The sequence below is a fragment of the Pseudomonas sp. SWRI50 genome (genome assembly GCF_014269095.1).
Classification (GTDB): domain Bacteria; phylum Pseudomonadota; class Gammaproteobacteria; order Pseudomonadales; family Pseudomonadaceae; genus Aquipseudomonas; species Aquipseudomonas kermanshahensis.
In genome coordinates, this window is record NZ_JABWRW010000020.1 from 31,676 (window position 1) to 53,214 (window position 21,539).

The 21,539-nt window shown below is 63.4% G+C and carries 21 protein-coding genes; 12 read left to right on the forward strand and 9 right to left on the reverse strand.

Annotated elements, in window-relative coordinates; all coding sequences use genetic code 11:
- The first annotated feature begins 1 nt into the window (after window position 1).
- From HU750_RS19735 to HU750_RS19750, 4 genes are all read left to right on the forward strand, one after another.
- Entirely contained in the window at window positions 2-301 is a 300-nt protein-coding gene (locus HU750_RS19735) for a YciI family protein (RefSeq protein ID WP_027593106.1), read from the forward strand.
- Between the two features lie 206 nt (window positions 302-507).
- Complete coding sequence (locus tag HU750_RS19740) at window positions 508-1,185, forward strand: response regulator transcription factor (protein WP_027593107.1); 678 nt, start codon at window positions 508-510, stop codon at window positions 1,183-1,185.
- Window positions 1,186-1,424: 239 nt separating this feature from the next.
- The gene (locus HU750_RS19745; RefSeq protein WP_027593108.1) at window positions 1,425-1,841 is read left to right on the forward strand and encodes a Spy/CpxP family protein refolding chaperone; all 417 of its coding nucleotides are present in this window, start codon (window positions 1,425-1,427) and stop codon (window positions 1,839-1,841) included.
- Window positions 1,842-1,901: 60 nt separating this feature from the next.
- On the forward strand, window positions 1,902-3,239 hold the full coding sequence (locus tag HU750_RS19750) for an ATP-binding protein (RefSeq protein WP_186681905.1): 1,338 nt from the start codon (window positions 1,902-1,904) through the stop codon (window positions 3,237-3,239).
- 89 nt (window positions 3,240-3,328) lie between these two features.
- On the opposite strand, the gene HU750_RS19755 is transcribed toward HU750_RS19750, so the two are convergent.
- Window positions 3,329-3,886: an NAD(P)H nitroreductase gene (locus HU750_RS19755; protein ID WP_027593110.1), complete on the reverse strand. Its 558-nt coding sequence runs from the start codon at window positions 3,884-3,886 to the stop codon at window positions 3,329-3,331.
- A 102-nt stretch (window positions 3,887-3,988) separates the two neighbouring features.
- Here HU750_RS19755 and HU750_RS19760 point away from each other — a divergent pair, with 102 nt between their 5' ends.
- The gene (locus HU750_RS19760) at window positions 3,989-5,443 is read left to right on the forward strand and encodes a TrkH family potassium uptake protein (protein WP_085272478.1); all 1,455 of its coding nucleotides are present in this window, start codon (window positions 3,989-3,991) and stop codon (window positions 5,441-5,443) included.
- Here the strand turns inward: HU750_RS19760 and HU750_RS19765 are convergent.
- Window positions 5,400-6,461 carry an AraC family transcriptional regulator gene (locus HU750_RS19765; protein WP_027593112.1) on the reverse strand — a complete coding sequence of 354 codons (1,062 nt, stop codon included), beginning with the start codon at window positions 6,459-6,461 and terminating at the stop codon, window positions 5,400-5,402. The two genes, HU750_RS19760 and HU750_RS19765, sit on opposite strands and share 44 nt — an antisense overlap.
- Window positions 6,462-6,614: 153 nt before the next feature.
- On the opposite strand from HU750_RS19765, the gene HU750_RS19770 reads away from it, so the two are divergent.
- On the forward strand, window positions 6,615-6,926 hold the full coding sequence (locus HU750_RS19770; protein WP_027593113.1) for an Mpo1-like protein: 312 nt from the start codon (window positions 6,615-6,617) through the stop codon (window positions 6,924-6,926).
- On the opposite strand, the gene HU750_RS19775 is transcribed toward HU750_RS19770, so the two are convergent.
- Window positions 6,923-7,732, reverse strand: coding sequence for a UDP-2,3-diacylglucosamine diphosphatase (locus HU750_RS19775; protein ID WP_186681908.1), 810 nt, complete (start codon window positions 7,730-7,732; stop codon window positions 6,923-6,925). The two genes, HU750_RS19770 and HU750_RS19775, sit on opposite strands and share 4 nt — an antisense overlap.
- A gap of 126 nt (window positions 7,733-7,858) precedes the next feature.
- On the opposite strand from HU750_RS19775, the gene HU750_RS19780 reads away from it, so the two are divergent.
- Together HU750_RS19780 and HU750_RS19785 are read left to right on the forward strand one after the other, a co-directional pair.
- Window positions 7,859-8,632, forward strand: a complete 774-nt coding sequence (locus HU750_RS19780; RefSeq protein WP_186681910.1) for a helix-turn-helix domain-containing protein — start codon at window positions 7,859-7,861, stop codon at window positions 8,630-8,632.
- Window positions 8,633-8,796: 164 nt separating this feature from the next.
- Window positions 8,797-9,687, forward strand: coding sequence for a DMT family transporter (locus HU750_RS19785; RefSeq protein ID WP_186681912.1), 891 nt, complete (start codon window positions 8,797-8,799; stop codon window positions 9,685-9,687).
- Here the strand turns inward: HU750_RS19785 and HU750_RS19790 are convergent, their stop codons facing one another.
- Window positions 9,688-9,969 (reverse strand): Rdx family protein, encoded by a 282-nt coding sequence (locus tag HU750_RS19790; RefSeq protein ID WP_027593117.1) that lies wholly within the window; start codon window positions 9,967-9,969, stop codon window positions 9,688-9,690.
- Window positions 9,970-10,036: 67 nt separating this feature from the next.
- Here HU750_RS19790 and HU750_RS19795 point away from each other — a divergent pair, with 67 nt between their 5' ends.
- Window positions 10,037-12,223 (forward strand): patatin-like phospholipase family protein, encoded by a 2,187-nt coding sequence (locus HU750_RS19795; protein WP_186681914.1) that lies wholly within the window; start codon window positions 10,037-10,039, stop codon window positions 12,221-12,223.
- 162 nt (window positions 12,224-12,385) lie between these two features.
- Here the strand turns inward: HU750_RS19795 and HU750_RS19800 are convergent, their stop codons facing one another.
- Both HU750_RS19800 and recQ read right to left on the reverse strand, forming a co-directional pair.
- Window positions 12,386-12,823 (reverse strand): MarR family transcriptional regulator, encoded by a 438-nt coding sequence (locus HU750_RS19800; RefSeq protein WP_027593119.1) that lies wholly within the window; start codon window positions 12,821-12,823, stop codon window positions 12,386-12,388.
- 150 nt (window positions 12,824-12,973) lie between these two features.
- Entirely contained in the window at window positions 12,974-15,118 is a 2,145-nt protein-coding gene (gene recQ / locus HU750_RS19805) for a DNA helicase RecQ (protein ID WP_085272475.1), read from the reverse strand.
- A gap of 246 nt (window positions 15,119-15,364) precedes the next feature.
- On the opposite strand from recQ, the gene HU750_RS19810 reads away from it, so the two are divergent.
- From HU750_RS19810 to HU750_RS19820, 3 genes are all read left to right on the forward strand, one after another.
- Window positions 15,365-15,952, forward strand: coding sequence for a YecA/YgfB family protein (locus tag HU750_RS19810; protein WP_010955200.1), 588 nt, complete (start codon window positions 15,365-15,367; stop codon window positions 15,950-15,952).
- A gap of 7 nt (window positions 15,953-15,959) precedes the next feature.
- Window positions 15,960-16,322 carry a YbaN family protein gene (locus HU750_RS19815; protein WP_027593122.1) on the forward strand — a complete coding sequence of 121 codons (363 nt, stop codon included), beginning with the start codon at window positions 15,960-15,962 and terminating at the stop codon, window positions 16,320-16,322.
- Between the two features lie 380 nt (window positions 16,323-16,702).
- Entirely contained in the window at window positions 16,703-18,076 is a 1,374-nt protein-coding gene (locus tag HU750_RS19820; protein WP_099454995.1) for a TolC family outer membrane protein, read from the forward strand.
- A 75-nt stretch (window positions 18,077-18,151) separates the two neighbouring features.
- On the opposite strand, the gene HU750_RS19825 is transcribed toward HU750_RS19820, so the two are convergent.
- From HU750_RS19825 to HU750_RS19835, 3 genes are all read right to left on the reverse strand, one after another.
- Window positions 18,152-18,751: a tRNA-uridine aminocarboxypropyltransferase gene (locus HU750_RS19825; protein WP_186681916.1), complete on the reverse strand. Its 600-nt coding sequence runs from the start codon at window positions 18,749-18,751 to the stop codon at window positions 18,152-18,154.
- A gap of 75 nt (window positions 18,752-18,826) precedes the next feature.
- Window positions 18,827-20,392: a methyl-accepting chemotaxis protein gene (locus HU750_RS19830; RefSeq protein ID WP_186681918.1), complete on the reverse strand. Its 1,566-nt coding sequence runs from the start codon at window positions 20,390-20,392 to the stop codon at window positions 18,827-18,829.
- 136 nt (window positions 20,393-20,528) lie between these two features.
- Window positions 20,529-21,422, reverse strand: coding sequence for a LysR family transcriptional regulator (locus HU750_RS19835; protein WP_027593126.1), 894 nt, complete (start codon window positions 21,420-21,422; stop codon window positions 20,529-20,531).
- Between the last annotated feature and the right edge of the window lie 117 nt (window positions 21,423-21,539).

Sequence of the window (21,539 nt, forward strand, 5' to 3'; positions counted from 1 at the left end):
CATGCTCTACGCCATCATCGCCAGCGACGTCGCGAACTCCCTGGAAAAGCGCCTGGCTGCCCGCCCTGCGCACATCGAGCGCCTGCAGCAACTCAAGGCCGAAGGCCGCGTGGTGCTGGCCGGGCCACACCCTGCCATCGACAGCAATGACCCAGGTGAAGCCGGTTTCAGCGGTAGCCTGATCGTGGCTGAGTTTGATTCCCTGGCCGCTGCACAGGCCTGGGCCGATGCCGATCCGTACATTGCCGCGGGCGTGTACGACAGCGTCATCGTCAAGCCATTCAAGCAAGTTCTGCCTTGATTCAAGGCCGTGTCGCCTGCTTTCGCGGGCAAGCCCGCTCCCACAGGGACAGCGCAAGCTTCGCGCTTTGCGCAAACCTGCAGGCGCGAGCTTGGCCGCGAAAGCAGGCCACGCGGTGCTACTGGTTACACACTTGCCATCAGTCTGCGGTATCTTTGCCACTGGCGGACCAATATGACGCCGTCGATGGTTGAGTTGAGTGAGTCATGAGTGAGCTGTTACTGATTGATGATGACCAGGAGCTGTGCGAGCTGCTCGGCAGCTGGCTGACCCAGGAAGGTTTTTCTGTACGTGCCTGCCACGATGGCCTGAGCGCACGTCAGGCCCTGGCCGCGCATGCGCCAGCGGCGGTGGTGCTGGATGTGATGCTGCCTGACGGCAGCGGCCTGGAGCTGCTCAAACAACTGCGCAATGACCATGCCGAGCTGCCGGTGCTGATGCTGTCAGCGCGCGGCGAGCCGCTGGACCGCATCCTTGGCCTCGAACTGGGCGCCGACGATTACCTGGCCAAACCCTGCGACCCCCGCGAGCTCACTGCCCGCCTGCGCGCCGTGTTGCGCCGCAGCCACCCGGCCGCCACCACCACCCAGGTAGAGATTGGCGACCTGATCTACAGCCCGGCACGTGGCGTGGCCAGCATCGATGGCCGCGAGATGACCCTGACCCTGTCCGAAAGCCGCATCCTCGAAGCCCTGCTGCGCCAGCCCGGTGAACCGCTGGACAAGCAGGAACTGGCGCAGATTGGTCTTGGCCGCAAGCTGACCCTGTATGACCGCAGCCTGGACATGCACGTCAGCAACCTGCGCAAGAAAATCGGGCCCCATGCCGATGGCCGCCCGCGCATCGTTGCGTTGCGTAGCCGGGGCTATTACTACAGCTTGTGAGATCGCTGGGGCCGCTGCGCAGCCCATCGCCGGCAAGCCAGCTCCCACATGAGCAGTGCAGTGTTCAAGGGCAGCGCTATCGCTGTAGGAGCTGGCTTGCCGGCGATGGGCTGCGCAGCGGCCCCAAAATCTCAGCCGCCATCTTTACCCAGCCTTTACCCTCCCCTGACCGCCCTTGACGGTGGGCTGCGTAGACTGTGCTCATCCGGTAACCACCGGCCTATGAAAGGAGAGACACCATGCGCAAGACCCTTATCGCCCTGATGTTCGCCGCCGCCCTGCCGACCGTGGCCATGGCCATGCCTGAAGGCGGCCCGCGTCACGACGGCCCGCATCATCGCGGTGATGCGCCTTTCGCCCAACTGGACCTGAGCCGCGACCAGCGTCAGCAGATCGGCAAGCTGATGGGCGAGCAGATGAAGCAACGCCGCGACATCACTGAGCGCTACCTGTCCAAGCTGCCGGCCGCCGACCAGAAGGCCATGCAGGATGAACTCAAGGCCAGCCACGACAAGACCGACAGCCAGGTCCGCGCCCTGCTCAAGCCTGAGCAACAAAAGCAGTTCGACGAACTGCAGAAAGAGCGGGCTGCGAAGAAAGCCGAATGGCAAGCGTTCCAGGCCTGGAAGGCTGAAAAAGCCGCCAAGGCCCAGTAAGCTAACCGCCCGACGCCCGGCCCGCACCCCTGCGGGCCGGGCTTTTCCCGTTTGCAGGAGGTGCACTTGCGTTCACTGTTCTGGCGCATCCTGGCCAGTTTCTGGCTGGCCATTACCCTGGTTGCCGGGCTGTCGATCCTGTTGGGCCACATGCTCAACCAGGACGCCTGGATCCTCAGCCGCCACCCAGGCCTCAACACCCTCGCCAGCCACTGGGCCAAGCACTACGAACAGGAAGGCACGGCCTCGGCGCAGCAGTTCCTCGAACGCCGCAAGCAGCGCTTCAAGATCGATGTGCAAGTGCTCGACGACAGCGGCGAGGCGGTGGTGCCCGGCACCTTCCCGCGCCGCGCAGCGGCCTTCGAGGCGCGCCAGCACAATGACGAGCGGCGCTTGCCGTGGCGGCGCCTGACCGAGGAATACACCAGCCCCTACAGCGGTGAGACGTACCTGCTGATTTACCGGATCCCGCACCCCGAGCTGGACGCGTGGCACCGCGAGAGCCTGCTCTGGCCACTCAGTGCACTGGGCATCGCCTTGGTGGTACTGACCTTGTTCAGCCTGTTGGTGACCCTGTCCATCACCCGCCCCTTGAGCCGCCTGCGCAGCGCAGTGCACGACCTCGGCCAGACCAGCTACCAACAGAACAGCCTGGCGCGCCTGGCCGCCCGGCGCGACGAGTTCGGGGTCTTGGCCAACGACTTCAACAAGATGGGTGCCCGCCTGCAGAGCACCATCGGCAGCCAGCGCCAGTTGCTACGCGACGTCTCCCATGAACTGCGCTCACCGCTGGCTAGGCTGCGTATCGCGCTGGCCTTGGCCGAACGCGCTGAGCCCGAGCAGCGTCAGGCGCTGTGGCCGCGCCTGACCCGCGAATGCGACCGGCTGGAAGACCTGATCAGCGAAATCCTTGCCCTGGCCCGTGTCGATGCCGAGCAGGCGCATGCCGAGCCGGTCGACCTCAACGCCTTGCTGGGCGGCGTGCGCAAGGATGCGTTGCTCAGCGCGCCGGAGCAGGAGGTCCGCCTGCAGGCGCAACCTGGGCTGACCTTGCAGGGTTGGCCAACCTTGATCGAGCGCGCCGTCGACAACCTGCTGCGCAATGCCTTGCGCTTCAACCCGGTCGGGCAGCCGATCGAAGTCAGCGCCGAGCGTGAGCAGGGCCGCATCGTGGTGAGCGTGCGTGACCATGGGCCTGGGGTGGCGGCAGAACACCTGGCGCAGCTGGGTGAGCCGTTTTTCCGCGCCCCGGGGCAGCAAACCGCTGGGCATGGACTGGGGCTGGCGATTGCGCGCAAGGCAGCCGAGCGCCATGGCGGCAGCCTGGTGCTGGCGAACCATCCGCAAGGGGGATTTGTGGCACGGCTGGAGTTGCCTGTGGCACAGGTTGTTGGTTGAGCCTGGGGCGGGGCCGCTTTGCGCCCCATTCGCAGCACAAGGCTGCTCCTACACGGGTTACGCGATAGCGGCCCCAACAATCTCAGCGTTTACTCGCCCCAGGCACTGACAAAATCAGCAGTGTCCAGCACCGGCGCGGTACGCGGCTCGTTCACCGGCGTGCCGACATACAGGTAACCGATCAACTCCTCATGCTCGGCCAACCCCAGCCCTTTGTGCACATGCGCATCGAACGCCATGTCACCGGTACGCCACACCGCACCGACACCCTGGGCATGCGCCGCGATCAGAATCCCGTGGGCCGCACACCCGGCCGCCAGGCGCTGCTCGGACTTGGGCACCTTGAAATGATCCTGCAGCTTGGCGATCACCACGATCAGCAACGGCGCACGCAGCGGCATGGCGCGTGCCTTGTCCAGCGCTGCCTGGCTGGCATCGCCCTTGTGCTGCACCGCTTCGGCGAACAGCTCGCCCAGCTTCTCACGGCCCTGGCCTTCGATGGTCAGGAACCGCCACGGGCGCAGCTGGCCGTGGTCCGGTGCACGCAATGCAGCCTGGAACAACGCCTCACGCTGGGCATCATTTGGCGCGGGGTCGGTCAGACGTGGCACGGAAACACGGTTGAGCAATGCGTCGAGAGCCTCCATCGGCTACCCTCCTGGCAGGTGAATGTGCGGCCATTCTAGCGTTTACATCACCAGACCCATAGGTAGAATGGCGCCCTTCCGTTCAGAGTCAGAGCAGATCACATGGCGTTGCCGACCTTAAGGATCATTGGTTTCATCATCGGCATCTTCCTGATCACCCTGGCCGTCAGCATGGTCGTGCCCATGGCGACCCTGGTGATCTTCGAGCGCACTGGCGACATGCCGTCGTTCCTCTGGTCCAGCCTGATCACCTTCATCGCCGGCCTGCTCATGGTCGTGCAGGGCCGGCCCGAGCACGTGCACCTGCGCCCGCGCGACATGTACCTGCTGACCGTCAGCAGCTGGCTGGTGGTGTGCGTGTTCGCGGCCTTGCCGTTCCTGTTGACGCAACACATCAGTTACACCGACGCCTTCTTCGAGAGCATGTCCGGCATCACCGCGACCGGCGCCACGGTGCTCAGCGGCCTGGACAGCATGTCGCCGGGGATCTTGATGTGGCGCTCGATGCTGCACTGGCTCGGCGGCATCGGCTTTATCGCCATGGCCGTGGCGATCCTGCCGCTGCTGCGCATTGGTGGCATGCGCCTGTTCCAGACCGAGTCCTCGGACCGCTCCGAAAAGGTCATGCCGCGTTCACACATGGTCGCCAAGTCGATCGTCGGCGTGTACGTCGGTTTCTCCGTGCTCGGCGCGCTGGCCTTCTGGTGGGCCGGCATGCGGCCATTCGATGCCATCAACCACGCCATGTCGGCGATTTCCACCGGGGGCTTCTCGACCTCCGACCAGTCATTGGCGAAATGGGATATCCCTGCTGTGCATTGGGTCGCGGTGGTGGTGATGATCCTCGGCAGCCTGCCCTTCACCTTGTATGTGGCCACCCTGCGCGGCAACCGCCGGGCGTTGATCCGCGACCAGCAGGTTCAGGGGTTGCTCGGCATGCTGGTGGTCACCTGGGTCGTGCTGGGTACCTGGTATTGGGCCACCACCAACCTGCACTGGCTGGATGCCTTGCGCCACGTGGCGCTGAACGTGACCTCGGTGGTCACCACCACCGGCTTCGCCCTGGGCGACTACAGCCTGTGGGGCAATTTCTCGCTGATGCTGTTCTTCTACCTGGGCTTCGTCGGCGGCTGCTCCGGCTCGACCGCAGGCGGCATCAAGATCTTCCGCTTCCAGGTCGCCTACATCCTGCTCAAGGCCAGCCTTAACCAGTTGATCCACCCGCGCGCAGTGATCAAGCAGAAGTACAACGGGCACCGCCTCGACGAAGAAATCGTGCGCTCGATCCTGACGTTCTCGTTCTTTTTCGCGATCACCATCTGCGTGATGGCGTTGCTGCTGTCGCTGCTGGGCGTGGACTGGATGACCGCGCTGACCGGTGCCGCCGGCACCGTGTCGGGCGTAGGCCCGGGGCTGGGCGAAGTGATCGGCCCAGCCGGCAACTATGCGACGCTGCCGGACGCCGCCAAGTGGATCCTCGCCGGCGGCATGCTGCTCGGCCGGCTGGAGATCATCACGGTGCTAGTGTTGTGCATGCCGGCGTTCTGGCGTCACTGACCCCTTCAGGCTCCGCGCCCAGGCGGGCGCGGTATTCGCTGGGGGTGGCATCGAACCAGCGGCGGAACGCCCGGTAGAAATTGCTCGGGTCGGCGAAACCCAGCAGGTAGGCGGTTTCCAGCAGGGTCATGCCGGGCTGGGCCAGGTACTGCTCGGCCAGCTCACGGCGGGTATCGTCGAGCAAGGTCTGGAAGCTGGTGCCCTCCTCTTGCAGGCGCCGCTGCAAGGTCCGCTGAGACAGGTGCAGGGCCTGGGCCAGGGTTTCACGCTTGGGCTCGCCCTGGGGCAGGATGCGGCACAGCACCTGGCGCACCCGGTGGGTGACCCGGCTTTCCGAAAAGCGCGCCAGGTACTCACCGGCAAAACGGTCGTGCAATATGGCCATGGCCTCGTTGGCCGTCGGCAGTGGCGCTTCCATGTCGGCACGCTCGAACACCAGCGCATCGTGCGGTGCATCGAACACCAACGGTGAATGGAAGGCGACCTTGTAGGGTTCGATGTTCTTCGGCTGCGGCCCCTGCACCAATACCCGGCGAGGCTGTATGACCCGCCCGCTGAGCCAGGTACACAACGACAGCGCGCACGCCAACGACGCTTCGGCGCTGTGCCGGGTCGGTGGCAGATGGTCGCCATGCACGGTCAGAATCAGCGAATAGCCCTCAGGGCCGAGGCGGAAGCTCAAGTCGGAGCTTTCGGCAATGATGCGCTGGTAACGCACCAGCCGCTCGAAGCCTTCGGCCAGGGTGCGGCTGGACATCAATGCATAGCCCACCACATGGAACGAAGCCGGGCGAACTACCCGTGCCATGTTCAGGCCGATGGCTTCGTTGCCCGACAGTTCCACCGCTAGCTGCCACAGCCGGGTCATGGAATCCTGAGGGAAACGCGCGTCGGGGTCGTCGAGGGCGGCGAAGTCGAGCCCGAGTTGCTTGAACATGGCTGGGCAATCGAGCCCTTCCAGCTCGAGTGCCTTGACGATCCCTGATGCCCAGCTGGCTGACGTGGTTCTTTCACTCATGACAGGCTTCTTATGCTGACCGCTCCTGCGGTGAACCCCAAGGATACTCAATTGGCGCCTATTGTCACTGGTAGGCCCCGCCAATGACTCTAGACTCGATTCAGGCTCCACGCCGTGCATCTTATCCAGAAGTATTAATCCCGGAGCAGTGCCATGAACAGCACAGCGCAGTTTCGCAGTTTTGCCGAGTTCTACCCCTACTACCTGGGTGAGCACAGCAACCCCACCTGCCGCCGCCTGCATTTTGTCGGGACAAGCTTGGTGATTGCCTTGCTGGCGTACACCATCGGCAGCGGCAAATGGTTGCTGCTGCTGGCCGTGCCGCTGTTTGGCTATGGCTTTGCGTGGGTCGGGCATTTCTTCTTCGAGAAGAACCGGCCGGCGACGTTTACCTATCCGCTTTACAGCCTGATCGGTGATTTCGCCATGTTCCGTGACATCTTGCTGGGCAAGATCAGCCTTTAACTGGCCTGGGCCGCTTTGCGGCCTTCAGCGTGTCGCGCCTGCGCATCCGCCAGGCGATACAGCTCGATGCTGCCATCCCAGTGCTCGATCAAGGCCGTGCACGACTCCACCCAATCCCCGCAATTGAGGTACTCCACCTCCCCCACCTTGCGGATCTCGGCATGATGGATGTGCCCGCATACCACCCCCTGAAACCCGCGGCGGGTGCACTCGTGGGCAATGGCATCCTCGAAGTCGCTGATGAAGCTCACAGCGCCCTTCACCTTGTGCTTGAGGTAAGCCGACAACGACCAGTAGCCATAGCCGTAACGGGCACGCCAGTGGTTGAGCCAACGGTTGAGCACCAGGGTGAACTCATACGCACGGTCACCTAGAAACGCCAGCCAGCGGTGGTAGCGGGTAATTACGTCGAACTGGTCGCCGTGGATCACCAGCAGCCGGCGCCCATCGGCCGTCAGGTGCTCGGCCTCATCCACCAACTGGATGTTGCCCAGCATCAGCTTCGAATAACGGCGCAGGAATTCGTCATGGTTGCCGGTGACATAAATGACCTCGGTGCCTCGCTTGCTCATGGTCAACAGGCGCCGGATGACGTTGGTGTGGGCTTGCGGCCAATAGATGCCGCCACGCAGCTTCCAGCCATCGATGATATCGCCGACCAGGTAAATGCGATCCGCCTGGTAGCCCTTGAGAAACCGCGACAAGTGCTCGGCCTGGCAATCGCGTGTGCCCAGGTGTACATCGGAAATCCATAACGTGCGCACGCGCTGCTTGCGCAAGGGACGGGAGAGTTCGGCATGGGTCATGGGCGGGCTCCGGCGCAGTTTGCTGGAGACTGGCAGGCACGGATGACAGTGCGGTGGCAAAAGGGTTACGAATGATGGTTTGCAGTGAATGAGGCACAATGCGCTTATGCCCTGCGAGGACTCCCCATGACCACCGGCCCGATCCTTTCGCTGCGTCGTTACCGAGACAGCTTGATCACCCACAGCCACGAATATCCGCAACTGGTGTTCGGCCTGAGCGGCCGCTTGGAATTTGAGGTCCAGGGCCAGGGAGCACGGGTTGATCGTCAGGGCCTGATGGTGGTGCCAGCCGGCGCACATCACACCTGCTCCAGCGGCGCTGGCAGCGACTGCCTGGTGCTGGACGTGCCTGGGGAGCAGTGGTTGCGCGAGCAACTGGGCGAGCATGCCGATGCCAGCCGCCGGCTGCTCGATCGTCCCGCGGCCTTGAGCTTGGACGCTCGCCAGCAGCAGCTGGTGGACTGGCTGGCGGCCAGCCCCATGGGCGACCCGCTGATCGCCCGCCAAAGCGCGGCGCTGCTGTTGGCCAGCCTTACCCCGCCGGCAGCCGCCAGCATCAGGGCCAGCCAGCGCCTGCCTTATGCGGCGTTCGATGCGCATATCGAGCAACATGCTGCCTACCCGTTGCAGGTCGCCGACCTGGCACGCCTGGCCGGGCTGTCCACTGCTCGCCTGCATGCACGCTTTATTGCCGAATGCGCGATGACGCCGATGGACTACATGCGCCAGCGGCGCTTGCTCAAGGCACGGCATCTGGTGGAGCAGACGGTGCTGCCAATGGGGGAGATTGCGGCGCGTGTGGGGTACAGCTCGCAGAGTGCGTTTTCGGCGGCGATGTTGCGGGCGTTTGGCTGTACGCCTTTGGCGTTGCGGCGAGAGTCTGGCGATAACGGACGCTAGGTGGGCGACAGAACGGGTCTGCCTGAAGACTTACACTGTGCCTGCACTGGCCCTTTCGCGGGGCAAGCCCGCCCCCACATGCTTCGGGGGTTGCGCCGTACCTGTGGGAGCGGGCTTGCCCCGCGAAAGCGCCAGTACTGACATACTCTTGCTCAAGGACCACCATGAACCACCGCACAGCCCTAGGCGCCCTGCACATTGGCGCGCTGTTCTTCGGCCTTACCGGCGTCTTCGGCAAGCTGGCCGCCAGCGCCAGCCCGGCCATCATCGTTTTCGGCCGCGCCGTTTTTGCCGTCCTGGCCCTGGCCCTGTTCGCCAGTTTTGCCCGCCAAGGCTGGCACCGGCTCAGTGGCCAGGATGTGCGCCGCCTACTGCTCGGCGGCGTGCTGCTGGCGGGGCACTGGGTCAGCTTCTTCATCGCCGTCAAGGTGGGCGGCGTGGCCATCGCCACCCTGGGCTTCGCCAGCTTCCCAGCCTTTACCGTGATCCTCGAAGGCCTGCTGTTCCGCGAACGCATCCGCCGCAACGAAGCCGTGCTGGTGCTGCTGGTGAGCATCGGCCTGGTGCTGGTCACACCGGCCTTCGACCTGGCCAGCGAGGCCACTGGCGGCCTGCTCTGGGCGCTGCTGTCGGGGCTGTTGTTCTCGTTGCTGTCGCTGACCAACCGCGCCGGCTCCGGCCGCTTGCCCGCCGTGCAGGCAGCACTGTGGCAAAACCTGGTGGTCAGCCTTTGCCTGTTGCCGTACGCAGCACCTGGGCTGGGCGCGGTGACGCCGATGGACTGGTTGTGGATCGCCCTGCTCGGCGTCTTCTGCACGGGCGTGGCCCACAGCCTGTTTGTCGCCAGCCTGGCCGTGATCAAGGCGCGCACGGCTGCCGTGGTGTTCGGCATGGAGCCGGTCTACGGCATCGCCGTGGCCTGGGCCGTGTTCGCCGAAACGCCCACGGTACGCATGCTGCTGGGTGGCGCGCTGATCATTTTCGCCATCGTGCTGTCCAGCCGCCTGGCAGCCGAACAACCCGTAAAGCCACGGCCGCTGGCCGAAGGCGCCTGATCAGCGATCGTTGTGGCCCAGGTCGCGCTGCGGGTCGATTTGGTCACGCACCCGCTGCTTGAGCACCTTGGCCTCCGGGAACCCACCGTCGGCCTTGCGCTCCCAAATCTGCACGCCATCACAGGTGATGCGGAAGATGCCACCGGTACCCGGCTCCAGTGCTACCCGACCAAGGTCGTCGGCAAAGGTGCTGAGCAGTTCTTGGGCCAGCCAGGCAGCGCGCAGCAGCCACTGGCACTGCGTGCAATACGTGATGACGATTTCAGGCTTGCTGATGGCCATTGCGAAGCATCTCCAGGTAAGGGGCCGCTTATACTAGCGGTCTTTCGCCCACGGTTTGAGACTCACGATGCGCCGTTCGCTGTTCTGCTTTTTGCTGATGCTGGTTGCTGCCACGGTCAATGCCGCCGAGCAGGTACGGCCCAAGGTTGGCCTGGTGCTCTCTGGCGGCGCGGCACGCGGCCTGGCCCATATCGGCGTGCTCAAGGCCCTGGAGGAACAAGGCGTGCACATCGACGCCATCGCGGGCACCAGCATGGGGGCGGTGATCGGCGGGCTGTACGCCTCGGGTTACAGCGTCGAAGAACTGGAAAAGCTAGCCACTACCCTGGACTGGCAACAGGCCTTGTCGGATGCGCCCCCGCGCAAGGATGTGCCGTTCCGGCGCAAGCAGGACGACCGTGATTTTCTGGTCAAGCAGAAGCTGAGCTTTCGCGACGACGGCAGCCTGGGCCTGCCGCTGGGCGTGATCCAGGGCCAGAACCTGGCGTTGCTGCTGGAAAGCAAGCTGGCTCATACCGCCGACACCCGCGACTTCGACAAACTGCCCATCCCCTTCCGTGCGGTTGCCACCGACATCGCCAGCGGCGAAAAGGTGGTGTTCCGCCGCGGCCACCTGCCCCAGGTGATCCGCGCCAGCATGTCGATCCCCGCGGTGTTCGCCCCGGTCGAGCTGGATGGCCGCTTGCTGGTGGATGGCGGCATGGTCGACAACATCCCGCTGGATGTGGCCCGCGACATGGGTGTGGACCTGGCTATCGTGGTCGACATCGGTACGCCGCTGCGTGACCGCAAGCAACTGGCCACGGTGGTTGATGTGCTGAACCAGTCGATCACCCTGATGACCCGGCGCAACTCTGAAGAACAACTGGCCAGCCTGCACCGCGACGACATCCTGATCCAGCCGACGCTGGCCGCATTTGGCGTGACCGACTTCGGCCGCGCCCGCGAGATGATCGAAGCCGGCTACCGCGCCACCCGCCTGCTCGACCCGCGCCTGGCCGCGTTGCGCCAGCCCGAGGGCGACAGCAGCCTGGCCGTTGCCCGCTCGCCGCGTCAACGCACGCCGGTGATCACTGCGATCCGGGTGGAAAACGACTCCAAGGTCAGCGATGACGTGATCCGCTCCTATATCCGCCAGCCGATCGATGCGCCGCTGGAGCTCGACCGCCTGCAGACCGACATGGGCACGCTGTATGGCCTGGACTACTTCGACCGGGTGCAGTACCGCGTGGTGCACAAGGGCGCTGACAACACCTTGGTGATCAATGCCCGCGGCAGGCGCGGCGGCACCGACTACTTGCGTCTGGGCCTGAACCTGTCGGATGACCTGCGCGGCGACAGCGCCTTCAACCTCGGCGCCAGCTACCGGGTCAACGGCATCAACAGCCTGGGCGCCGAATGGCTGACCCGCGCCCAGATCGGCGACCAGCAAGAGCTTTACAGCGAGTTCTATCAGCCGCTGGATGTGGGCTCGCGCTACTTCGTCGCGCCCTACCTGGACATAGGCTCGCGCAACATCGAAGCGACCCTGGACAATGACCCGATCGCCGAGTACCGCCTGGAACGTTATGGTTTTGGCCTCAACCTCGGCCGGCAGATCGGCACCTATGGCGAAGTGCGCCTTGGCGCGGGCAAGGCCTGGGGGGAAGCCGAAGTGCGTATCGGTGACCAGAACCTGCCCAAGGTCAGCTTCAATGAAGGGTTCTACGAGCTCAAGTACTCGTTCGATACCCTCGACAACGTGTACTTCCCGCACAGCGGCGAAGACATCGGCCTGACACTGCGCAAGTACGACAAATCGCTCGACTCCGACCAGGACTACCGCCAGTGGCTGTTCAACCTGGACAAGGCCATCAGCAGTGGCCCGAATACCTGGGTGCTGGGCGGGCGCTACGGGCGCACATTGGATGATGCCGAGGTGGTGACCTCAAGCTTCGTGATGGGCGGCGCGCGGGAGCTGTCAGGGTTCCGCCAAGACTCGGTGTCGGGGCAGAACATCAGCTTGCTGCGCATGGTCTATTACCGCCGCCTGACGCCACGGGCCTACGTGCCGCTGGACTTCCCGTTGTACATCGGCGGCTCGCTGGAACGTGGGCGGGCGTGGAACAACGACAATGAGTTCGACAGTGGCTACATCAATGCGGCGAGTATCTTCCTGGGGCTGGAGACACCGTTGGGGCCGTTGAACCTGAGCTATGGGGCCAACAGTGCGCATGAGCAGGCGGTTTACCTGAACCTGGGGCATACCTTCTGAATCGATGGGGCCGTATCCGGCCCATTCGCGGGACAAGTCGGATCGCCGCACCGCCGCTCCCACAGGTGCGGCGCTAGCCTTGGAGGCTACATAGTTCGGGTGGGAGCGGCGGTGCGGCGATCCGACTTGTCCCGCGAATGGGCTGCAAAGCAGCCCCCGAAATCAGGACTTTTCGAGGTTACCCAGAATCTTCGCATGCACCCGCATGCACACTTCCAGGTCCGCCTCATCCACCCCGGTGAACAGCTCTACCCGCAGCGCGTTGGCAATGGTCTCGATCTGTTCGATCAGCGGCTTGGCCGGTGGGCACAGCAAAATCTTCTTCGCCCGCCGGTCTTCAAGCACTGCCTGCCTGCGCACCAAGCCCTGCGCCTCCAGGCTGTCGAGCAAGCGCGCCAGGGTCGGGCCTTCGACACCCACACTCTGGGCCAGCTCACGCTGGGTCGGTGCTTCTTCGAAACGGGCCAGGTGCAGCAACACCAGCCAGCGCGCCTGGGACAGGTTTAACCCGGCCAAGCGGCGGTCCAACTCGGCACGCCAGCCCCGGGACATCTGGGCCAGCTGCATGCCGAAGCGGTGTTGGTTGTCGGTCAGGGGCATAAGCAACTCATTGAATAGATCTAATTATTAGGCAGCTAACCATGCCCCGGACCACGTGGCAAGGCTCGGGCGCTTGCCAGTGTTCGATAATCGTCAAAAAGCATGACAAAGGTCAGCAGTTGGCGGTTCTGGCCTCGAACCTGCCGGCTGTTAAACGTCGAACTCCGCGGCCAATGCTGCGCGTATGCAATACAGCACCCCCTCCGGTACCCGTGGCCCAAACAAGGGCGCGATAGTCGACACCGGCGGCAGCTCGCCTTCGCCGTCGAGGAAGGCGTCCTGCACCTCCATCATCAGGTCTTCCGGCAGGTCGAGGGCCTGATCAAGGCTCAGTTCCTGGCGACCGATGGCCTCGGCCAGCAGGCTGTACACGTTCTTTTCGCTGCAATTGAGCTGGCCGGCGATCTGCGCGGGGGTCATGCCCGCGCGCGCCAGGCTGACCAGCTCGTGGCGCAGGTCGAGCACCACCTTGGGCGCCTCATCGGTGCCACCGCTGTTGTTGAGCACCTCCAGAAAGGCCTGACCGTAGCGCTCCAGCTTGCGCGCACCCACGCCGCTGACCTGGGCCATGTCGCTGAGGCTGGCGGGTTGGCTGCGCAGCATTTCGAGCAGCGTCGAATCGGGGAAGATGACGTAAGGCGGCACGCTGTGCTCCTCGGCCAGCTTGCGCCGCAGGGTACGCAGCGCCTCCCACAGCTCGCGTTCTTCGGCACGCACCAACTGGCTGGCCGGGCTGCCGCCGCTGCCAGCGCTCTTGGCCACCGTCTGCGGCTTGAGGTCGCGGCGCAGTTGCAAGGTCACCTCGCCGCGCAACAGCGGCCGGCAGCTGTCGGAAAGGCGCAGGCCCCCGTAGCCTTCAAGGTCGATATCTACCAGGCCGCGTGCGACCAACTGGCGGAACAACGAACGCCACTCGACCTCGGCCAGCGACTTGCCGACACCGAACACCGAAAGCTTCTCGTGGCCGAAATTGCGCACTTTCTCGGTGTCCTTGCCCAGCAGGACGTCCACCAGGTGCCCGACACCATAGCGCTGGCCGGTACGGAATACGGCCGACAGCGCCTGGCGAGCAGGTTCGGTGGCGTCCCAGGTCTGCACTTGGTCGATGCAGTTGTCGCAATGCCCGCAGGGCTGCTCAAGGGTTTCGTCGAAGTACGCCAGCAACGACTGGCGGCGGCAGCGGGTTTCTTCACACAGGGCCAGCATGGCGTCGAGCTTGTGCTGCTCGACGCGCTTGTGGCGCTCGTCGCCCTCGGAGTTCTGCAGCATCTGCTTGAGCATCACCATGTCCTGCAGGCCGTAGGCCATCCAGGCATCGGACGGCAAGCCATCACGGCCGGCACGGCCGGTCTCCTGGTAATAGGCCTCGAGCGACTTGGGCAGGTCGAGGTGGGCGACAAAGCGCACGTTGGGCTTGTCGATGCCCATGCCGAAGGCAATGGTGGCGACCATGATCAAGCCTTCCTCGTTGAGGAAGCGGTGCTGGTTGGCGGATCGCGTTTCGGCAGCCAGGCCGGCGTGATACGGCAGCGCCGGGAAGCCCTGGTCGCAGAGGAAGGCAGCGGTCTCGTCGACCTTCTTGCGCGACAGGCAGTAGACGATGCCTGCGTTGCCGCGACGCTCGCCGAGGAAGGCCATCAGCTGCTTGCGCGGCGCCTCCTTGGGCACGATGCGGTAGAAGATGTTGGGCCGGTCGAAACTGGAAAGAAAACGCTCGGCGCCCTGCAGGTGCAGGCGCTGGACGATCTCTTCGCGGGTGCGCATGTCGGCGGTGGCGGTCAGGGCGATGCGCGGCACATGCGGGAACAGCTCGGCCAGTTGGCCCAACTGCAGGTATTCCGGACGGAAATCGTGGCCCCATTGCGACACGCAGTGGGCCTCGTCGATGGCGAACAGCGAGATGTCCAGGTCGCGCAGGAAGTCGAGCATGCGCGGCTGAACCAGACGTTCAGGCGCCAGGTACAGCATCTTCAGCTCACCGCGGCGCATGCGCCCGGCCAGCTCACGTTGCTGCTCGGCGCTCAGCGTCGAGTTGAGTGCGGCCGCGGCCACGCCAAGCTCGTCGAGCGTAGCGACCTGGTCGTCCATCAACGCAATCAGCGGCGAAACCACCACGGTCAGGCCTGGGCGCAGCAGCCCCGGCACCTGGAAGCACAGCGACTTGCCGCCGCCGGTGGGCATCAGTACCAGCGCATCGCCGCCGTTGGCCACGCATTCGATGATTGCTGCCTGGCGCCCACGGAAACTGTCGTAGCCGAAGATATCCTTGAGAACGCGCTGAGCCTGTTCGAGCATGTGCAACTCCACAAATCGCCGTACCATCCTGGAGACAGGCTGGACGAAAAACCCGCCCCGCACACGCCGAATGCGTAAGCGGTTTTTACCAGACGGCCGACAAAGACCGCCCCTGGATGAAAAATCGCGGATTATACCCCAGTGCTAACCCACGCAGGGTGCCGCTGTGACAGACGTTCCCTTTGCCCCGCCAACGCTGCAAGGTGCTAGAATTCGGTATCGTTTATTCCCCAAGGTAGCCCTGTAATGTCCTTCGCCGAGCAACTCACCCGCCTGCAAGCCTTCCTCGACGCCGACGAGCTGCACGAAGAAGCGCTGGACTACGTCGCCGCTCACGGCTACCTCACGGCCCTGTCGATCAATGCCGAGGACGTACCGGAGCGCGAGTGGATCGACGCCCTGTTCGCCGAAGAACCCCACTACGCCAGCGAGGCCCAGCGCACCGAGATCGAAGCGACCCTGGTGGCACTGAAGGCGCACATCGCGCGTCAACTGGCCAGCGACGAAGAATTCGACCTGCCGTGCGACCTGGACCTGACCGACGAGCCGGACGATTCCGACCTGCGCGGCTGGTGCATCGGCTTCATGGAGGGCGTGTTCCTGCGTGAAGAGGCCTGGTTCGAGAACGCTGAAGAAGAAGTCAGCGAGATGCTGCTGCCGATCATGGTCGGTTCGGGCCTGTTCGACGAGCAACCAGAGTTCGCCGACATCGCCAGCAATGCCAACCTGCAGGACGACATGATCGTGCAGATCCCGGAAGCACTCAGCGCGCTGTTCCTGCTGCTGCACGCCCCTGACGAGAAGCCGGCGCTGCTCAAGCCTCGCCACCACTGAGTCGACTGTGCGCTACCTGCTGCTGGCCGTCGGCTGGCTCAGCGTTGCGCTGGGGGTGCTGGGGATATTCCTGCCGGTGTTGCCCACCACCCCTTTTCTGCTATTGGCGGCGGCGTGTTTCGCGCGCAGCTCGCCCCGCTTTCACTACTGGCTGGTCCATCACCCGAAGCTCGGGCCGTGGATCCGTGATTACCTCAGTGGCGAAGGCATACCACTAAAAGGCAAGGTTTACGCCATCGGCCTGATGTGGGCCAGCATTGGCCTGTCGTGCTACTTGGTACCGCTGTTCTGGGCTAGAGCGTTCATGCTCACCAGCGCGGTGCTGGTCAGTCTCTATATCCTCAAGCAAAAGACCCTGCGCAAGCAGTGATCAATGCTGCGTGCGCCAGTAATAGCACCCTCTTGGTGAACACATAGCGGGCTTAAATCCTCGATCGTCATTTTTTTGTCGCCAAATATCTATTTCGCCTATCCAACCTTTTTTTTAGCTACAAAAGTTCTGGAACTCGCTGTAAACCTTGTATAACGAGACTTTCAGCCGCTTTGATTTCGGTGGCCCTTCAGCGTCGCCCACGCCCTCTTAGACCTGATAAGTCAAATATCAATATCTGTTATGAGAAAATCTTCTTATCACTTTGATTGAATGTTCTTAGCTCTGTTGTTAAAAACCTGAAACGATTTGCATGATAACTATATCGTCATTTTTTTGGCGACCAGCAGGACTTATTTTAGGATCAGGGAGAGGTACCCATGCGCGTTTTGACCCCCATCACCAGTGCATTACTGTTGGCAATGGCGTGTGCCAACGTACAGGCGATGTCGATTACCGAGGCTGTTCAGAGCGCCGTGGACTACCATCCGCAGATCAGCTCCAACCGCAACAGCAAGCTGTCTGCCGATGAAGACGTGAAATTCGCGCGTGGCGGCTACTACCCTTCCGTTGACCTGGTCGCAGGCTATGGCCGCCAGCGTTCGGACAACCTCAATACCCGCGGCACCAACCCAGACGGTACGCGCAACCATGACAAGGCCACCCTCAGCTACACCCAGTCTGAGCTGCGCCTGCGGCAGATGCTGTTCGATGGCTTCAACACCTCGAACGAAGTAGGCCGCACCGAAGCGGTCGCCACCTCCCGCGCCTACTACACCCAGGCGGTCGCCCAGGATGTTGCCCTGCGCGCAGTGGAGGTTTACCTCGAAGTGCTCAAGCGCCGTGAGCTGGTGACGCTGGCCAAGAACAACCTGCAAGCCCACCTGCGGGTGAACGACCAGATCGGCCTGCGCACTGAGCGCGGTGTCGGCAGCACCGCCGACCTCGATCAGTCCCGCGCCCGCCGTGCCTTGGCGGAAAACAACCTGGACACCGCCGAAGTCGACCTGGCCGATGCCGAGGCCAACTTCTTCAGCGTCATCGGCAAACACCCCGATGAACTGGAAGGGCCGCAATCGATCAAGGTTGAAATTCCTGGCACCCTCGACGATGCTCGGGAAGCCATGCGCCAGAACAACCCTTACATCAAGTCCGCCCAGGCCGACGTCAATGCGGCCGAGCGGCAGTACGAAGTGGCCAAGTCGACCTTCTACCCACGCCTGGACGCTGTGCTGGCCACGGGTGCCAACAACAACCTTGGCGGTGAGAAGGGCCACAGCAACAACGATTGGCAGGCCGGTGTCGAGCTGAACTACAACGTGTTCCGCGGCGGCAGCGACAAGGCACGCCTGCAGTCCGATGCCCACAAGATCAACCAGGCCCTGGACATCCGCAACAACGCGCTGCGCGAACTGACCGAGAACCTGAGCCTGGCCTGGAACGCCATGAACAACGCACGCAAGCAGACCCCGACTGCGCGTGAATACGCCGAAACCACCAAGCGCGTGCGCGCGGCTTACCAGGATCAGTTCGGCCTTGGCCAACGCACCCTGCTCGACGTGCTCGACAGTGAGAACGAGCTGTACAACGCCGACCGTCGTTACACCGAAGTACGTTACACCGAGGAATTCTCGATGTACCGCGTGTTGGCAACAATGGGTGAGCTGTTGAGCAAGCAGCGTATTTCGCTGCCGCCAGAAGCCATCGCCAGCAATGAGGTGAAGACCGACGCACAGCTGCCTGAGATGCGTTGATCAACAGTCGGGGCAACCTGACTGTTGGCTGATACGCCTTACGTGTAGGAGCAGCCTTGCGCTGCTCCTACACGTTTATGGGGTGCCGTGATTGCGCTGGAACGTCTCGGCGCCCATGGCTTTGATCTGCCCCTCGATCAGGGCTTCGAACGGTTTGAGCAATGCATCGAAGCTGACAGGTTGCTCCAGCACGTTCAGCGCCTCCACCACCGCCTCAAGGGTCGACAATGCCCCCGGCTCCGGCGCCTTGCGCAACCGGTAGCGCGAAGGCGCGACCGCCCCCAGCGTCACACGCGGCAGGGCCTCCAGCAACGGATTCAGGTACAGCAGCTTGCGTGCCTTGCGCCAGGTACCGTCGGGCACGATCAACAGCAAGGGCCTGTCATCCACCTCACCATAAGCCGTCAGCACCTGGGCATGCTCACCCGGGAACAGCAGCGCCGGCCGGTAGCCTGGCGTCTGCAGCAATTCAACGAGGTCGTCGAACACCTCGCCAACGCGCAATTGGGCATTGACCAGGCCAAGGGCGGCCAGGCGGGCGGTATTCAGGGCGTGCGAGCTTTCACTGGGGTGCTGCAGCAGAACCACGCGGGTGCGGCTGTCGAGCGAGGGTATCAGTGGGCAAAGGCAGTGGTCGAGCGGGCGCTGGCAGCGCTCGCAGCGGGGTCTGGGCATCGGCTTCTCCTTACCGGGCGCAGTGTGCCATAGCCCTGCAGAAAAGCCCCACTTCCTTGTGGGATATGCTGAATGTCAGCGGTTGAAACGCTCCGCCAAGCTATGCAGATACTCCGCCATACGCTCCAGGTCCTGGCTAATTTCCGCCCCTTGCCTGGCCTGCCCGGCGCTCTGATCACACAGCTGTGCAATCCTCACAATCTGCTGGTTGATATCCTCGGCAACATGGCTTTGCTGCTCAGAGGCCGTCGCCATCTGCTGGCTCATGCCGGTAATCCGGCTGACCGCCTGGGCGATACCGGTCAACGCCGCTTGCACCGCTTCGACACTGTGTACGCTGTCGCGCGAAATCTGCTCACCGCGGTTGGCCGTGCTCACCGCCCGCTCTGCCCCTGCCCGTAACGAGGCGATGATCTGGTGGATCTCCTCGGTCGAGGCACGGGTGCGCTGGGCCAAAGAGCGGACCTCATCGGCCACCACGGCAAAGCCGCGCCCCTGCTCCCCGGCGCGGGCTGCCTCGATGGCGGCATTGAGCGCCAGCAGGTTGGTTTGCTCGGCAATCGAGGTGATTGTATCAACCACGCTACCGATCGACTGGGTCTGCTCGGCCAACGCGTTGACCGCCTGGCCGATGTCGTTGACCGCATCGCTCATGCTGCCCATGGCCTTGAGACTCTGCTGGGCCAACTCACTGCCTTGCTGCGCCAACTGGTCGGCATCGCCTGCCGCATGGGCGGTGCTTTGCACGTTGTGGGTGACCTCCTGGATAGTCGCCGCCATCTGCGCGATGGCCGTGGCGGACTGGTCGGTTTCGTTACGCTGGCGGTCAAGCATCTGGGCCTGGGCGTCGGACAGGTCGGCCGACTGCGCCGCCCGCGACTTCACCCCGACGCCGGCGTCCACCAGGCGGGTCAAGGCGGTTTGCAAGCGGGCCTCTTCGCTGATGATGGCCATGTCCAATTGGCCTTGCAGGCCCAGGTTGTCGCTGTAGGTCAACGCCACCAACGGGCTGGTGAAGGCTTTCGGGTGCTCGCCAAGGGTGCGCCGAATGGCCTGGCTGTGGTGATGCTCGATCAGGTACCAGGCCAGCAACAGGCTGGCCATCAGCACCCCCAGCGCCGCGTAGGGCGGCAGCCACAGGTAGCTTGCCGCCGACAGCAGGCCCGCGCTGATCAGTGGCCAGCCGTGCCCCAATTCATGCCCTAGCCGCGCCGCCCACGACACCGGCGAACGGCCGGCACGCAAGCGCGCGTAAAGCGCTTCGGCACGGCGAATCTGCTCACGCGTCGGCACTGAACGCACCGACTCATAGCCACTGACCCTGCCCTGCTCATACACCGGGGTGACGTAAGCGCTGACCCAATAGTAATCACCGTTTTTGGCGCGGTTCTTGACCACGCCCATCCAGGGTTTGCCTTGCTTGATGGTGTCCCACATGTGCCCGAACACCGCCGGGGGCATGTCGGGGTGACGCACCAGGTTGTGGGTCTGGCCGACCAGTTCGTCGTAGGTAAAACCGCTGATCGCCACGAAGGCGTCATTGCAGTAGGTGATGCGGCTGTTGAGGTCCGTCGTGGAGATCAGGCGTTGATCGCTGGAGAAGGTTCTTTCGTGCTCAGTGACGGGCAAATTCATGCGCATCTTGGGCGATCCTTGCAGGATGAAATAGGGAGGAATCATCAGCGCAAGTTGATGTTTAGCAGAGCGCTATCAGGTTAGCGGTCAAGTTCTGTAGGAATTGAGCCCGTCCCGACGGAATGCATGAACAGGCTGTGTATCAGCCCACGTTGAGCTGGCTTTTAAGCAGGTCACGGAACGTCTGAATCAACGGCTCGCGGCTGCGGCCACGACGAATGATCAACGAAAAGGGTGCCTGATAGCCGAAGGTAGACGGCGACAACACCCGTAGATCGCCCTTCTCCACCCAAGCCTGGGCGTAATGCTCTGGCAGGTAGCCAATGTAGGCACCGGAGAGAATCAGGATCAGCTGCGCCTCCATGCTTTCCACCGTCGCCGCACTGTGCTTGAAGCCATGCCGGGCCAGCTCTGCCTGGCTCCAGTAGCCGCGCCCGACCATGCGCTGCTGGGTCACCACCTGCTCAGGGATGCGCCGCTCGTTGAACAACGGATGGCGGCTGCTGCAGTACAGCCAGTGCTGCTCACGGTACAGCGGCTGGTAAACCAGGCCGCTCATGCGCGAAGAAAACGCCCCGATGGCCAGGTCGAGGCGGTTGTCCTGTACACCCAATTGCAGTTCGTACGGGCTGGACACCGACAGGTGCAAGTGCACCGCCGGGTGCTCCTGGCTGTAGGCGCCGATGGCTTCGGCCAGAGGCAGCGCGCGGTCACCCACGGTGGAGTCGATCACGCCCAGGTTGAGCGTGCCGCGCAATTCACCCTTGAGGGCCGCGGCATATTGCTCAAAGCCATCCAGCTCGGCCAGCAAGCGCAGGCTTTCCTGATGGAACAGCTCGCCCTTGCTGGTGAGGCTGAAACCGCCGCGACCACGGTGACACAGCACAATCCCCAACCCGCCCTCCAGCTGGCTCATGTACGTGCTGATGGCTGACGTCGACAGGTTCAAATCACGCTGGGCGTTGGCGAAGCCCTGGTGACGCACCACGCTGACGAAGATGCGCAGGAGTTTCAGATCGGGCAGGGTCGAGGTCATGGTGCAACGGTTCCGCAACAGTAAATGCGTGAAGTCTAACCGGTTGCGCGGGCATTAGTTCAGAAATTCCTGAAGTAAGTATTTGCCGGTAGCGATTCTTCCTACGCACTACCTTGC